General features: G+C 32.4%; 20 protein-coding genes and 3 pseudogenes. 5 read left to right on the forward strand and 18 right to left on the reverse strand.

Features of this window, described 5'->3' with window-relative positions; translation table 11 throughout:
- Positions 1-21 precede the first annotated feature (21 nt).
- The 13 genes and pseudogenes from ACJ5GX_RS04090 to rpsC all read right to left on the reverse strand — a co-directional run.
- Entirely contained in the window at positions 22-201 is a 180-nt protein-coding gene (locus ACJ5GX_RS04090) for a hypothetical protein (RefSeq protein WP_495292732.1), read from the reverse strand.
- Positions 202-221: 20 nt separating this feature from the next.
- Positions 222-617: pseudogene (locus ACJ5GX_RS04095) on the reverse strand (30S ribosomal protein S5); the annotation flags it as partial.
- A 12-nt stretch (positions 618-629) separates the two neighbouring features.
- On the reverse strand, positions 630-1,001 hold the full coding sequence (rplR, locus tag ACJ5GX_RS04100; protein WP_052265059.1) for a 50S ribosomal protein L18: 372 nt from the start codon (positions 999-1,001) through the stop codon (positions 630-632).
- Positions 1,002-1,006: 5 nt separating this feature from the next.
- Positions 1,007-1,552, reverse strand: a complete 546-nt coding sequence (rplF, locus tag ACJ5GX_RS04105) for a 50S ribosomal protein L6 (protein ID WP_010404706.1) — start codon at positions 1,550-1,552, stop codon at positions 1,007-1,009.
- Positions 1,553-1,568: 16 nt separating this feature from the next.
- Positions 1,569-1,964: a 30S ribosomal protein S8 gene (gene rpsH, locus ACJ5GX_RS04110; protein ID WP_007302546.1), complete on the reverse strand. Its 396-nt coding sequence runs from the start codon at positions 1,962-1,964 to the stop codon at positions 1,569-1,571.
- Positions 1,965-1,986: 22 nt separating this feature from the next.
- On the reverse strand, positions 1,987-2,295 hold the full coding sequence (rpsN, locus tag ACJ5GX_RS04115; protein ID WP_007302545.1) for a 30S ribosomal protein S14: 309 nt from the start codon (positions 2,293-2,295) through the stop codon (positions 1,987-1,989).
- Between the two features lie 12 nt (positions 2,296-2,307).
- Positions 2,308-2,844 (reverse strand): 50S ribosomal protein L5, encoded by a 537-nt coding sequence (gene rplE, locus ACJ5GX_RS04120; RefSeq protein WP_052265060.1) that lies wholly within the window; start codon positions 2,842-2,844, stop codon positions 2,308-2,310.
- A 6-nt stretch (positions 2,845-2,850) separates the two neighbouring features.
- Positions 2,851-3,168, reverse strand: coding sequence for a 50S ribosomal protein L24 (gene rplX, locus ACJ5GX_RS04125; protein ID WP_010404700.1), 318 nt, complete (start codon positions 3,166-3,168; stop codon positions 2,851-2,853).
- Entirely contained in the window at positions 3,168-3,527 is a 360-nt protein-coding gene (gene rplN, locus ACJ5GX_RS04130) for a 50S ribosomal protein L14 (protein ID WP_007302542.1), read from the reverse strand. Before rplN ends, rplX begins: the two co-directional genes overlap by 1 nt.
- An 18-nt stretch (positions 3,528-3,545) precedes the next feature.
- The gene (gene rpsQ / locus ACJ5GX_RS04135; protein ID WP_010404696.1) at positions 3,546-3,776 is read right to left on the reverse strand and encodes a 30S ribosomal protein S17; all 231 of its coding nucleotides are present in this window, start codon (positions 3,774-3,776) and stop codon (positions 3,546-3,548) included.
- Positions 3,769-3,972: a 50S ribosomal protein L29 gene (rpmC, locus tag ACJ5GX_RS04140; RefSeq protein WP_038198186.1), complete on the reverse strand. Its 204-nt coding sequence runs from the start codon at positions 3,970-3,972 to the stop codon at positions 3,769-3,771. The genes rpsQ and rpmC overlap by 8 nt, the downstream gene beginning before the upstream one ends.
- A gap of 11 nt (positions 3,973-3,983) precedes the next feature.
- Complete coding sequence (rplP, locus tag ACJ5GX_RS04145; protein WP_019236922.1) at positions 3,984-4,397, reverse strand: 50S ribosomal protein L16; 414 nt, start codon at positions 4,395-4,397, stop codon at positions 3,984-3,986.
- A gap of 11 nt (positions 4,398-4,408) precedes the next feature.
- A pseudogene (rpsC, locus tag ACJ5GX_RS04150) lies at positions 4,409-4,924 on the reverse strand (30S ribosomal protein S3); the annotation flags it as partial.
- A 194-nt stretch (positions 4,925-5,118) separates the two neighbouring features.
- On the opposite strand from rpsC, the gene ACJ5GX_RS04155 reads away from it, so the two are divergent.
- Positions 5,119-8,553, forward strand: coding sequence for an ankyrin repeat domain-containing protein (locus ACJ5GX_RS04155; protein ID WP_230609088.1), 3,435 nt, complete (start codon positions 5,119-5,121; stop codon positions 8,551-8,553).
- 133 nt (positions 8,554-8,686) lie between these two features.
- On the opposite strand, the gene ACJ5GX_RS04160 is transcribed toward ACJ5GX_RS04155, so the two are convergent.
- Genes ACJ5GX_RS04160 through ACJ5GX_RS04170 form a run of 3 tightly spaced genes read right to left on the reverse strand, consistent with a single transcriptional unit; the run spans position 8,687 to position 10,586 of the window.
- The gene (locus ACJ5GX_RS04160; protein ID WP_096097266.1) at positions 8,687-9,445 is read right to left on the reverse strand and encodes a cell division protein FtsQ/DivIB; all 759 of its coding nucleotides are present in this window, start codon (positions 9,443-9,445) and stop codon (positions 8,687-8,689) included.
- On the reverse strand, positions 9,426-10,379 hold the full coding sequence (locus ACJ5GX_RS04165) for a D-alanine--D-alanine ligase (RefSeq protein ID WP_052264848.1): 954 nt from the start codon (positions 10,377-10,379) through the stop codon (positions 9,426-9,428). Before ACJ5GX_RS04165 ends, ACJ5GX_RS04160 begins: the two co-directional genes overlap by 20 nt.
- A gap of 12 nt (positions 10,380-10,391) precedes the next feature.
- Positions 10,392-10,586 carry a hypothetical protein gene (locus ACJ5GX_RS04170; protein WP_012481820.1) on the reverse strand — a complete coding sequence of 65 codons (195 nt, stop codon included), beginning with the start codon at positions 10,584-10,586 and terminating at the stop codon, positions 10,392-10,394.
- Between the two features lie 357 nt (positions 10,587-10,943).
- Between ACJ5GX_RS04170 and ACJ5GX_RS04175 the strand changes: the two genes are divergently transcribed.
- Entirely contained in the window at positions 10,944-11,210 is a 267-nt protein-coding gene (locus tag ACJ5GX_RS04175) for a hypothetical protein (protein WP_007302779.1), read from the forward strand.
- Between the two features lie 29 nt (positions 11,211-11,239).
- On the opposite strand, the gene ACJ5GX_RS04180 is transcribed toward ACJ5GX_RS04175, so the two are convergent.
- Entirely contained in the window at positions 11,240-11,617 is a 378-nt protein-coding gene (locus ACJ5GX_RS04180) for a ferredoxin family protein (RefSeq protein ID WP_052264847.1), read from the reverse strand.
- Positions 11,618-11,678: 61 nt separating this feature from the next.
- Here ACJ5GX_RS04180 and dprA point away from each other — a divergent pair, with 61 nt between their 5' ends.
- From dprA to ACJ5GX_RS04195, 3 genes are all read left to right on the forward strand, one after another.
- Complete coding sequence (gene dprA / locus ACJ5GX_RS04185; protein ID WP_007302781.1) at positions 11,679-12,764, forward strand: DNA-processing protein DprA; 1,086 nt, start codon at positions 11,679-11,681, stop codon at positions 12,762-12,764.
- Positions 12,765-13,029: 265 nt separating this feature from the next.
- On the forward strand, positions 13,030-13,170 hold the full coding sequence (locus tag ACJ5GX_RS04190) for a hypothetical protein (protein ID WP_019078789.1): 141 nt from the start codon (positions 13,030-13,032) through the stop codon (positions 13,168-13,170).
- A gap of 292 nt (positions 13,171-13,462) precedes the next feature.
- Positions 13,463-13,726 carry a hypothetical protein gene (locus ACJ5GX_RS04195; protein ID WP_052264846.1) on the forward strand — a complete coding sequence of 88 codons (264 nt, stop codon included), beginning with the start codon at positions 13,463-13,465 and terminating at the stop codon, positions 13,724-13,726.
- Between the two features lie 327 nt (positions 13,727-14,053).
- Here ACJ5GX_RS04195 and ACJ5GX_RS04200 read toward each other — a convergent pair.
- Positions 14,054-14,498 (reverse strand): annotated as a pseudogene (locus ACJ5GX_RS04200) (transposase); the annotation flags it as partial.
- Positions 14,499-14,634: the final 136 nt, after the last annotated feature.

Genomic DNA, 14,634 nt, shown 5'->3' on the forward strand with positions numbered 1-14,634 from the left:
ATACTTTATTTTTATGTCCATTTATATTTGTGGGTAATAGTAAGATATGATATGGCTTACATTTTTACAGTTATTATTCATCAATGATGTCATTATTTTTCTTAAAAATTCTTCTTCTCTTTTTTCTTTTCTTTGCTCTAACCTTATAATTTTTTGTACTTCTTGATGAATTTTTGCTATCCCTTTCTCTAATCCAATCAATGAGAACTGATTAAGTAGATCGATCTAGTAGACTTAGCTACCACATCCTTTATACCTAATACCTCAAAAACCGACCTCATTGCTCCACCAGCAATAATACCTGTTCCAGTTCTTGCAGCTCTTAAAACTATCTCACCAGAACAAAATTTAGCTTTAATATCATGATGTAAAGTTCTACCTTCACGTAAGTACACCCTAATCATCGACTTCTTTGCAGCATTTACAGCTTTCACTCTTGCTTCAGCAACCTCTGCGTGTTTACCTATTCCACATCCTACCCTACCCTTACCATCACCAACAACAACCAAAGTTGAAAATGAAAATCTTCTACCACCTTTAGTAACCGTTGTTACCCTTCGCACTGAAACCAAAAGTTCTGATAAATCATTATTATTTTGTAAATTCTTTACAGCCATATTTAAAACCTTCTAAAATTTAAATCCAGAGCTTCTTAAAGCCTCAGCAAATTGAGAAATCAATCCTGTATACTTATATGCTCCCCGATCAAAGACGAACCGCTGCTGCAATTTTGTACTAGGCAGACGCTCAATCAATAAAGAAGAAACCTGTTTTATAGTTTCAGCATTGACCCTACCTTTACATACATTCCTAATTTTATCATCCAAAGTAGAAGCAGAAGCTAGGGTTATTCCTTTTGCATCGTTAATCAACTGAACGTAAAAATGTTTATTAGACTTAAATACGGATATACGTAAACGTCCAGCGCTCTTATCGAGCTTCGCTCTATTACGAAGTTTCCTTTTTTCATAGCTACTTAAAAAATTATACAATCTTTTCATTTTAATTACTTCTTTTTATTTACAACCTTACGCAGCATAAATTTGCCTTTTATTACAATACCCTTACCTTTATAAGGATCATATTTTCTAATTTTGCATATATCAGAAGCCACCATATAGACTTTTTGCTTATCCATACCGCGAATCACTAAATGAGTTGGCTTTATACACTTAATCTCAACGTCTTTAGGCACTTTATACTTAATATTATGACTATAACCAAGATATAAAGTCAAATACTTATCATCACATTCTGCTTTATACCCCACACCATTAATCTCAAGATCAACAGAAAAATCATTAACCATACCGTTAATCATGTTATTAATATTACTTCTATAAGTGCCCCATATAGATTTTATTTTATCATAATCATCCCTGCCTTGATCAACAGAAAGTAACAATTGATTATCAACTATCTGACACAGAATGCCACTACACAAGTTCAGCTCTTTTTCTGCCCTAACACTTCTTATTAATACCCTACCATCATTATATTCAACTGAAAGATCAGCAGGAATATTGATAGGTGCGGCACCTATACGAGACATACATTTCTCCTATCATTTAAAATACACGACACAAAACTTCTCCACCAACTTTTAATCTACGTGCATTATAATCGGTCATCACTCCTTTCGGTGTAGATATAATAAAAATTCCAAGACCATTATATGCTTTAGAAATGTCCTTACACTTAGAATAATAACGACAACCGGGCTTTGATACCCTAGCTATATCATTAATCACAGGTGATTTATCATAATACTTCAACTGCACAACAAGCGAAGGGATACTATCACTCTCTTGCTTTTCATAATTAAGAATATACCCTTCCTCTTTTAAGATCTTCAATATAGAAGAATTCACTTTAGAGAATAGGACTCTTGTTTCCCTATGCATTGCCAATTGAGCATTACGTATTCTTGTTAAAAAATCACCAATACCATCAGATAACGACACTATTACACTCCTTATATCACATTTACCAACTAGATTTTGTAACCCCTGGAACTTGTCCAAAAGAACACAAATCACGTAAAACAATCCTACATAAACCAAATTTTCTATATACTCCTCTCGGCCTACCAGTTAAAGCGCATCTATTCCTAATTCTGATTTTAGAAGAATCTCTAGGCAATTTTTTAATCAGCTTACTTTGAGCTGCAAACCTTTTTGCAATAGATAAATCCTTATTATTCATTATAGATTTTAATTCTTCCCTTCTCTCCCTATACTGATCGCATAACTTTATTCTACGAAGATTCTTCTGTATCATGGATTTTTTTGCCATATATATTTTCTCTCAATTATCAAAAAAAGGGAATTTAAGAGCCAGTAATAATTCCTTTGCTTCCTTATCACTAACTGCACTTGTTATAATATTAATATCCATACCTCTAATTTTACTTATTTTATCATAGTCTATTTCTAAAAATGATATATGCTCCTTGATACCAAGGGAAAAATTACCATGACCATCAAATTGCTTCACACTAAACCCTCTAAAATCTTTTTCCCTTGGCAAAGCAATATATATTAATCTTTCTAAGAATTCATACATTTTATTTCTACGCAAAGTCACTTTACAACCTACAGTTGCACCTTTTCTAATTTTGAAACCAGAAATAGATTTTTTTGCAAAGGTTAACACAGGCTTTTGCCCAGTAATCAAATGTAGATTATCAAATGGCTCATTTATCGCTTTATTGTCCGTAGCAGCATCTCCAACGCCCATATTGATACACACCTTGACAAGTTTAGGCACTTGCATTACATTGCCGTAATTAAACTTATCCTTTAAGGATTTTACTATATTATCTTTATACAATTGTTTAAACATATCAACCTAATCTATCACTTCTCCAGAAACTTTTGCAAAACGCACTTTTCTACCATCTATAATCTTAAATCCTACTTTAGTTGGAGTTTTACACTTAGGATCCAATATTGCAACATTGGATACATCAATAGCTAACTCTTTATTCAATATACCACCACCACTACCAGCTCTTGGTTTAGTATGTCTCTTACACACATTTACGCCAGAAACAACTACTTTCTTTTTAGCATCACGTATTATAACTTTGATTACCTTACCAATTTTTCTCTTATCTTTACCAGTTAAAACTATAATATCATCACCACTTTTTATTTTAGCACTCATTATAAAACCTCATCAGCTAATGACATTATTTTCATAAAAGAACCAGATAACAACTTTTTTACTGGACCAAACACCCGAGTGCCAAGTGGTTCACCTTGATCATTAATTAAAACCACAGCATTGCTAGAAAAACGAATTACAGAACCATCAGATTTCTTAACACTATTTTTTACTCTAACAACAACTGCTTTATATACTTTTCCTTTTTCAACTTTACCTTTTGGATTAATAGACTTAGTAGATATAATAATCGTATCACCTACAGATGCAGATTTCCTACCACCTAACAAGCCAATACAAAGCACTGCACGCGCACCAGAATTATCAGCTACTTCTAACAATGTATTTTTTTGAATCATATAAATACCTATTCCTTTTTAGCTATTGATGACAACCCATTTTTTAGTAACAGAAATAGGCTTATGTTCCTGTATTAAAACCCTATCTCCCTTTTTGCAACTATTATTCTCATCATGTGCTGTATACTTCTTGTATTTTTTAATAACTTTTTTATACAGCCTATCCTTATACACTTGTAACACCGAAACCTTTACAGTCTTATCAGACTCAGCATTAGTTACGACACCACAAAAAACCTTCTTAGGCATTTTTTCCCTCTCTCTTTCTTCTATTTAATACAGTTAGACTACGAGCTATGCTCTTTCTTATTAAGCTAAAACGCGAAAAATTGTTGCACTGGCCCAGCTTTTTTTGAAAAGCCAAATTAACAAATTCTTTCCTCAAACTCACAAGAAGTTCATGTAATCCTTGTGAAGATTCTGATTCAAATTTAACTATATCCATTGCAACTCCATTCAATTATGATTAGATATAAATTTACACTTCATAGGAAGCTTAGCAGTCGCTTTTTCAAGCGCCAATCTTGCTAAATGCATGGGAACATCACTACTAATTTCAAACAAAATCCTACCGGGCTTAGCTTTAAATACCCAAAATTCAACACTACCTTTCCCTTTACCCATACGTACATCTGCTGGCTTTTTACTAACCGGAGTATCAGGAAAAATTCTTATCCATACTTTACCAGAGCGTTTTAACGTTCTAGATATTACGCGCCTTGCAGTTTCAATATGCTTGGACTGAACCTTACCTACTTCCATAGCTTTTAATCCATAATCTCCAAAAGACAGCGTGCTACCACCCTTAGCATTACCCTTTATTCTCCCCTTAAATACCTTTTTATATTTACTCTTTTTGGGAACAAACATCTCAATATACCTTAACTACCAACATAAACCCAAACTTTAACTCCTATAATACCACATATAGTCTTCGCTTCACAAAAAGCATAATCTATATTAGCACGCAAAGTGTGTAAAGGCAAACGACCTTCTTTGTACCATTCAGTACGAGCTATTTCAGCTCCGCCAAGACGCCCAGAGCAACTTACTTTAATACCCTCAGCACCCATCTTCAAACAATTTTGAATAGCTTTTTTCATCGCTCTTCTACATGAAATCCTTTTTTCTAGCTGATGTGTAATATTCCTTGATATTAAAACTGCATCTATTTCAGACTTTTTAACTCCTACTACATTCACTTCGACACTACTTTCTACTTTTTTAGCTATTTTTTGCTTTATCTTCTCAACATCCAAACCTTTCTTACCTATTATAACTCCAGGCTTAGAAGAATGTATTATTACAGACACTAAAGTAACTGTACGCTCTACAGTTACTTTAGAAATACCAGCATGCTTAAAGGATTCATTTATATAACTGCGAATAAATAGATCGATCTATAATATTAGAGCTCTGCCTAAAAAGTAAATTCATTAACTTTTATTCCACAACTTTGCAGTATTACTTATTTAATGATGAGATAAGAATTACGTATTAATAAATAATATAGGTTAATATAATAATAGAAATATTGACATATTAATAATATTATTATACTCTTAATATAATTAAGTAATTAAGAGAAGTTATGAGTATTGTATTGTTTTATGAGAAGTTTAATGATGAGGCTTTAGATAATGGTAAAACTCCTTTAAGGGGAAAGTTTAATGAAATAATTAAAGATTTAGAGGAAAATAACAGTACAAGCCAAGGGAATATAAAGTTAATAAAAGGTGATGGGAATATTGAATATTTTCGAGCTAAATTAAGTGATAGTGACAGATTACTCTTTACAGGTATAAAGATTGATAACAAAGATGCTTTTGTTATTTTAGAAGTAATTCTGAATCATGATTATCATAAGTCTAAATTTTTAACAAATAGAGAAAAAATAAAAAACATAGAAATAGTAGATAAAAACAATGAAGAAATTTCTGATAATGTAAGTACATTGGAGATTGAAGATGCTCCACAAGTTAGTTATCTCGGTAAATTTATTACTTTTAGTGCAAAGCAAGAAGATATAGTTGAAAGGGTTAAATTACCTTTAGTTATCAATGGAGCTGCTGGAAGTGGAAAGACATCAGTGGCTTTAGAGAGCCTAAAAAGGATAAAAGAGAAGTTTGAGGGAGGAAAAATTCTATATATTACCAAATCCGAAAATCTTGTAAAAGAATCGAAAAAGTTACTTGAATACGAATACTACGATGATGAGTTCAAGATTGCTGCTCCAGAAGAAATTGATTTCTTATCTCTTCATGAGTTTCTTGAAAAGCAAGCAGAAGATATAAAAAGAAAGAAGCCAATCAATAGAAGTAAGTTTTTTTTATGGTTCAACGAAATATGCAAAAAAGATAAATTTAAAAAGTATAAAAAAGACGGAGATAAAATATTCGAAGAATTTACAGCTGTGATAGGTGGAAGAAGCTTATTAGGAGAAGATGGAAAAGATAGGTATGCTAAATTAGGAGACAGACAATCTATGTTTTCTGTAGACGAAAGGAACAGTGTTTATGATTTTTTTAAAGAGTACAGGAAGTTTATAGAAAAAGATTCAGAGTATTATGATCCTAATCTTGTTACTAATAAGTGCATTACAGAAGGAATGTATGATGCGATTGTTGTAGATGAAGTTCAGGATTTAACTGAGAGCACATTAGATCTGGTGTTAAAGAGTTTAAAAGATGAGAATAAGAGTAACTTTTTACTATGTGGTGATGTTAATCAAGTAATACATCCTAGTTTTTTCTCTTTATCCAAGTTAAAATCTTTTCTTTGTCAAAATAGATATATAGTTGACCAAGGGTCAGAAGTTTTTTATACCCTTGAGAAAAATTATCGTAATAGCGAGCAAGTTATTGAATTTGCCAATCGTATACTACATCTTAAGAATTATTGTTTTGCTTCAGAAGATAAAATAACAGTAGACAACGCTTTTCTCATGAAGAGTGAGACTAAGAACAAAGGGAACGTTGGCTTTATTATTGATGATAAAAAAGAAGAAATAGCAAAAAAAGTAAATGAATCTATAAATTGTGCTGTTTTAGCTCTGGATGATGAAAGTAAAAAAAGTGCACGTCAGTTATTTGATACTCCACTTGTGTTTAATATACATGAAGCCAAAGGCTTGGAATTTAAAAATGTGATTCTTTACAAGTTTACATCATGTAAAGCTTATAATGAAATATGGAATATAGCATGTCCAAATAAAAGTGAGGGGGAGATAGATAATACTATTAATAGAATTCGTGATTCATATAACGAAAGGGAAGTTAACACTTCAAGAAATAAGGATAAGAAAGATAAGTCTTTGGAGAAATATAAATTTTATATGAACGCTCTGTATGTTGGAGTTACTCGTGCTGTTGATAGTGTATATATTATAGATGATGAGAGTAATTTATTGAAAATAATAGAGCCAAGGGAAGAAGGTAATGTAAATATTGAGCAAGAAGAATCTAGTCCTGAAGAATGGAGAAATAAGGCACTAGAGTTAATAGAGAAAGGAAACATAGAGCAACAAGCAGAACTTATAGCAAGAAAATTGCAAAACGAAGGAAAAAAAGAGTATGCTGAAGAGATTATGAATGTATTGAGAGCTAAGGGGTATCATGAAGAGAATCAGATCTTAGATAAGAACAAGTATACAAATTCAGTGTTAGAGAGTGATATAAGTTCTAGGTCTTCACAAAGCTCAGAACATGAAGGAAAAGATGATGATATTATCAAGCTTCAGAATGAAAATAATCAAAATAAAAAGAAGAAAGCTAAAAAATATCATCAAGTTCAAGGGGTAAAACCACAGCTTTCTTTAGAAGATAGTACTAATAGAAAACACAATAGCAAAAAGCCTCATAATGAAAAGCGTGAACAGAACCAAGGTAATGATCAGGAGAAGGAACCATTAAAGAAAAATAAGGAGTTACTGAATGTAATATGTAAAGATAATATAACACAATTTAAAAGAATGGATATATCCCAATATAGTGAAGAAGAAATATTCATTTTAGCTTTAGAAAAAAATAGTTTTAAAATAATTGAGTTATTAATCAAAAATAAAGATGCTTCGAAAAACTCTAACTTTTTGGCTGGAAAGGAAAATATTATTTTCTTACAAGCAGTAGAAAAAGGTTGTACAAGTCTAGTAAAATTTCTTCTAAAGCATGGAGCTGATGTTAATACTCGGAATGATATGGAGTATACTCCTTTACATTTGGCGGTGCGAGAAAATCATCAAACTATAATTACAATTCTTCTAGATTTCGATAAAACTGATGTTAACGCTAAGGATCTGGCAAAGATGACTCCTTTATATTTGGCAGCAGCAAATGGTCGAGCTGAGATAGTAAAAGATCTTCTAGAGTCCAAGAAAGCTGATGTCAACGCTAAGTGCATGCACAATATGACTTCTTTACATATTGCATCGTATAGAGGTAAGAGGAATGTAGTTAAACTGCTTCTGAATCATGGAGCTGATGTTAATGCTATGACTCAAAAAGGTCTTACTTCTTTACATTCTGCAGCAGAAAAGGGTCACACAGATATAGTTGATCTTCTGCTTGCTGACCCAAATATTAATGTTGGTTCTATAAAAGCTGCATCTATTAACAAGGAAAATAAAGAAGGCAAAGAAAAATTTTCTCAAAAATTGCGACAGGATTATAATTTGTTTCAAAAGGTAAAAGAAGCATCAAATGAAAAGGATAAGGGTAAGCTAGATGAATTGCTTGTAGAGATAGAAGAATTACTGGAATCAAAAAATAAACATGGTTTCAAACCAAGCTTAAACTACTCTCCAGATGGTAATAATGAAAATACGACTATTGAAATTGCTATTCAAGCTGGTGGAAAGTTATTAGATCTTTTATATGCTTATGCTAAGAAGAATATAGGTACAGACACTGAAATATTTAAACGACTCAAACATGCTAAAGAAAACTCTCAGTCTAAGAGAGATCTTTGTGATGTTTCTGTTTTAAAACATTCTACTCCAGATCAAGGCTTTTTGTTTAGTAATGGTTAATGCTTCCTTCTATAATGCAAAACCCATACTCACCCAACCCAATCAATTACTTGCAATCTGGATTCCAGTTTTAAGCTACTCGGATGACAGAGAAAGGGCTACTTGCATGAAATGAAAAGGAGCACCGAGCAGATCACTTCTTCACAAAGATCTTATCAGCAACACGCATATCAATTATGCTCCAATTGCTAAAAGTAAAGTCGGTTGTATTTTGCAAGTGGCTTAAATAATCCCATGCGCTATAAGGATTATCTTCAGGCAATTTTACTGTGGAACTGTCATCGAGTATGATATTCCATCTTCTATTTCCTACATAAATACAAGAAGAAATATGATCACTTAATTGAGTTTTTCTCTCTAGTATATCTTTAATGAATTTTAGATTTGATAACGAATTTTGTCCTTTGATTATAACGAGGTTATCTATCTGGTAATCATCTACGATTACTTTACCTTCAGAGTCAATTACTGAAGTCCTGTTATCATCTTTCCAAAGAGCAAAAGGTTTGTGTTCATTTACATCAATGCGTAAGGTGTTGGGTAAAATCCTATAAATTCTTACATGTTTTATCCATTCGCTTACAGATTGTATATTATCTGTTAGTTTTGAGAGTGATACATACATGATAGGTTGTGTTCTATCTACTAAACTTAGAATGTCCTGTTCATTTGTAAATTTGTTTCCAGTAACGGTTACTTTGTCGATTGAAAATCCATTGCTAATTAATAAGCTCGATAAGCGATCGTTACACCAAGTAAAGTAGTAATTGAATCGATTTGTTATTTTATCAAGTGAACTATAAAGTACTAGTGTAAGGAAAAGTGCAGTTATAATCATGAAAGCACACTTGCGCAAAAAACTCCTTTGGCTTCTAGTAACATTGTTCAACATCGGCTTGATCTCTAATATTCTTGTGGTGTAAACTGTCTTTGACAATAATTTTAATTAATTCATTAAAATCAATTCCTTTTGTCAATTTTGCAATTTCTGGTACTAACGATAATTCAGTAAAGCCAGGATGTGTATTAATCTCAAGCATTTTTAAAGTGTTATTTTGGGGATTATAACGGAAGTCTGAGCGGGAAACAGTTTTGCATCCTAAAAATTGATGAACTTTTAGTGCGTGTTCCAAGGTCATTCTATATATGTTGTCAGGAATTTTAGCAGGAAATATATGTTCTGCAAATCCATCTGTATACTTTGCTTCATAATCATAGAATTTATTTTTTGGTCGTATTTCCATAGTGCCAATTGCTTCATTCAGCAACACAGCAGTATGTAACTCTATACCCGGTATGTATTCTTCTATGATCATCTTTTCCATTATAGTAGAACTGTTATTTTTCAGCTCTAAGTAATCCTCATGTGAGAAAATCATGTGTACTCCAATGCTTGAGCCTTCGTTAATCGGTTTTAAGACGTACGGATAATCAACTTTAATATTATTTTTTAGCACATCTTCTCGACTAATTACATAACCTCTTGGAGTGTCGATATTAAGAGAATGGAATATATGCTTTGACATCACTTTATTCATAGCAACAGCCGAAGCCATAACTTCTGAGTGTGTATATTTTATACCTAAAATCTCCAGTAAACCTTGAATACAGCCATCTTCACCATAAGGTCCATGTAGAGCAATAAAAGCAAGAGCGGGATTAGTTTTTTTAAGCTTTTGAGCAATATTGCTATCAACATCTATTTCTATTGCATTATATGAAAGGCTATCAAGCGCCTTCTTTACTGCTTTTCCGCTCATAAGCGATATTTCTCTTTCGCAAGAAAATCCACCACTTAAAATTGCTATATTTGGAACCATAAGCACCCTAATATTTTGCTATATATCATATATAAAAGATACTTTTATCTTCAATAGAAAAAACGCTTTGAAAAATTCCACAGCTGTACAGATATTGAAACTTGCAGATGGTGTCATGCAAACTGGTTCCTTTATGATCAGACACCAGATTGCAAGTAAAACTGGAAGATCTTTTTCAGTAATATTCTTTAAAAATTTAATTTTGTAATCCACTTGATTTCCACTTTACATCTTTGTAATCAACTGTTTCTACACCTTCAATGTCATATTGATCAGCAACTACAGATAGTTCCATTTCATGATCTATTAAATAGTCTTTCTGCTAATTCTTGAGTGGGCTGCTTAGTAAACTCAACTAGCTTAGCAAAATGCTGTAAGGTTTTTTTACTGAAAGATACATTAGCGTTTGCCGTAAGTTTTACCAAAGTTCATGAGTAATTGTACAATATTTTCCTGAAATTTTCAATAAAGTAAACTTATCTGGAAAGTAATTATGCTGATATAAATATTACAATTTTATTAACACATAAATGCTACCGTGGCGTTAGTTTTTTAATTTAGGAGTATATTATGGTTATACCTACACAAAACTCGAATTCATTAACGTTTCAGGCACGTAACCTATCTCATATTTGCCACAAAAACTGTGAAGAGGCGTTCAATGAAACAGACAAACCTCTATGCAAGGCTAGATGTGACGTTTTCTTTCCAGTGCCTGAACCTCGTTCACAAATTAGTGAGAAATTAATAGATATTGCAAACAATCTCCGTTTTGAGAGTGCACAATTATCGTCTATGGCAGATGAAATAGACGCTTACAATTCAATGTCTATTTAATCAAAAAAATGTAAGTCTATTTTTGTACTCTATGACCCTAAATTTTCATCAAAATAAGCTGTCTTATCCTTTTTTTCTTTATACTCTTCTGCTGTATCTAGGGATTGCTTTTTAGCTGTAATGTTTGGCCATTTTTGCGAATATTCTACGTTTATATTGTAAAATGATTTAAAGATTTTTTGTTCATTATTCAGTAAGCCTTCATCTAGCTCTAGAATATCTCTTATGGAATCATCAGTTACAATTGCATCTACTGGACATTCAGGTATACACACTCCACAATCAATACACTCATCTGGGTTAATCACGAGCATATTTTCACCTTCATAAAAGCAGTCAACTGGACATACTTCCACACAGTCTGTATATTTACATTTTATGCATTTATCTGTAACAAAATGCGTCATAAAACACTGTATATTTACATTATCTTGGGTACACTAAATTGATAAGAAATTCAAGCCTTTTATGAAGATAAATAAATTAAATAACGAAGAATTAGAAATATGGCTAAGCTTGGCTAGAACTGTGGGACCAGTAAAGTTCTTTAGTATACTTAGAGCATGTGGGTCGCTATATGAAGTGCTTAAATATCTTAATAAGTTGACTAACAAGGATTATGGAATTCAAAATGCACGAGAAGAAATTAAGAATGCAGAAAAAATTGGAGCTAAAATAACACCAGCATGTGATCCAGATTACCCTGACATTTTAAGGAATATCTCTGGTTTTCCTCCTGTAATAACTACACTTGGTGATGTATCATTATTAAGTCGTGAGATAATTGCAATAATCGGTGGACGTAATTCTTCAATGAATGGAAGAAATTTTGCCAATAAGTTGGCACTCGATTTAAGCCAAGCTGGTTTCATCATAATTTCTGGGCTTGCAAGAGGGATTGATACTGCAGCAAACAGTGTAATATACAAAAATTACCCCACTATTGCTGTTACAGCAAGCGGAATTGACGTAGTATACCCAAGAGAAAATTTTGATCTATACAAAAAAATTACTGAAAATGGCGGATTAGTAATGACTGAGCTTCCATTTGCTACTAAACCAAAACCTCAGTATTTTCCTCAAAGGAATCGAATTATATCTGGTCTATCGCTGGGTGTTGTAGTGATTGAAGCATCGAAACGTTCTGGCTCTCTAATAACAGCAGATTTTGCTTTAAATCAAGGGAGAGAGGTATTTGCAGTTTCTGGTTTCCCTCTAGATTCACGCTGTAGTGGTAGTAATTATTTAATTAAAAACGGTGCTAAGCTTATCGAATCCGCTGATGACATAATAGAGAGTATTAGGTTTAGTTTACCTCCGCAGCAAAAAAACCTATTTAATGTTGAGCACTATGCTGTTAACCAAAAACAAGAAAAATTGCAACAGGCAAAATATGTTATAGTTGATCATATTAACTCTGTACCTGTTGATATAGATGAACTTATATTAGCAAGCGGACTTTCTGCCAACATAGCTCTAATGGCTCTTTTAGAACTAGAGTTGGAAAACAAAATAGAGCGTTCTCCGGGGAATAAAATATCATTAATTTTCTAGATTGCTTTAGTTATAAGTCCACAACCGTACAAACATTATGGTTTGAGTCCACCAAGAAAGATGTCATTCCAGCGTGTGACGCTGGCTTTCCGTAATCTCACTAAAAACGTTGTATTTTTACATAACTTTTATACTTACTAACTTAATATATAATCAGAATTCCTAGATTCCAGACTCATGCATCAATAGACCTGCTGCAAAAGGTAATGATAAAATGATGGGAGAGAGGTAGAAGAGGAATAAGCAGATAGAGTAAGGTAAAAAAATGAGCTTTAGTTACTACAATATAAAGAAACACCCAAGAAATTTTCGTAATATAACAGGCTTAACTGTAGAAGAATTTGAAAAGTTGATAGAAAAAGTGGGGAACGTTCAAAAAAGTGTGTCAAGCCGAAAAGAAAAGTAATAAATTGATATAAAAAATGAAGGTTTGAAATGAGTCAAGCAAATAGAACTACCGGATTAGTAGACTATAAAGAACTAGAATCAAATATTTTATCATCTATAGCTAACCCAAGAAAGGTTTAGCTATATGGCAAAATTGGTTATAATGGTATAATAAGTAATGAGAAAGAAGAAGATGCCAAGTCCATATAGTGAGGATCTGAAAGAACGTGTTTTCAAAGTAGTCGATAAAAAAACAATGACGATAAAAAAATCAGTCAAATATTCAAAGTGAGCATAAAAACAATATATTTGTGGAGGAAAAGGAAAGAAGAAACAGAAACCATCTTCAGGCTATCACAAAGGATATGGCCATAAGATTAAAGATATGGATAGATTTATCAAATTTCTGGATGGATATTAGAATTGAAAAGATAATTGAAGAATTTGGTAATATGTGTAGAAGCACAGTATATAACTACCTTAGCAAAGTAAACTATACATATAAAAAAACTTTTCTTTATCGAGAAAGAGAAACGCAAAGAGTTCATAAAAAAAGTAGAAGAAAGAAAACTTGATATACATAGATGAGTCTGGAATAGAGGACAATGAATTTTATGAATATGGGTAGTCTCAAAGAGTCAAGAGGTTATTTGCCCAGGGTTTAAAAGAAAGAGGGTAAGCATGATTGGAGCACTGAATGAAGGAAAAGTTAAAGCACCATGGATAATTGATGGCTACTGCAACAGCGAGATTTTTGATGCTTATGTAGATAAATGTACTTGTTCCTGTATTTAAACCTGGACAGACTATTGTTCTCGACAATGCGAGCTTTTATAAATCTGCAAGGACGAAAAATTTGATAGAAAAAGGGAATGTTCAAAAAAGTGTGTCAAACCGAATTTTTAGTTCAACTCAATTTTTAATCTACTAGGGAAAAAAATATAGAGTTGAGATATAGATAATGCCCAATCATGTACAGGCATCGTCCATTTTTCCTCCACCTTTCTTATAGCACAATATACCAGCTTGTACAAGGCATTTATGCTGGTGAATGCGCCCTTGTTCTTGGTAAATTTCCTAATTTGCCTGTGTAGCCCCTCGATGGGATTAGTGGTATAAATTAGCCTTCTAACAGGACCTGAATACTTGAAGTAACCGGATAAACTTTCCCAATTGTTCTGCCAAGATTTCACAACTAATGGATACTTTTCGCTCCATTTTTCCTCTAGCTCAAGCAAATAATTTTCTGCAATTTCTTTACTTGTAGCACGGTATATTTTTTTCAAATCATTCATGAAAACTTTTGCTCGATACGTATTTCAGAGAGTTCCTTATTTGATGCACTAGGTAATGTTCAAAAAAGTGTGTCAAATCGAAAAAAAGTAATAAATTGATATAAAAAAATGGAGGTTTGAAAATGAGTCAGAAAATAGTAAACAGAACTAACGGATTGGTAGATTATAAAGAGTTGGAAACAAATATC

The sequence above is a fragment of the Wolbachia endosymbiont of Tuta absoluta genome (genome assembly GCF_059414725.1).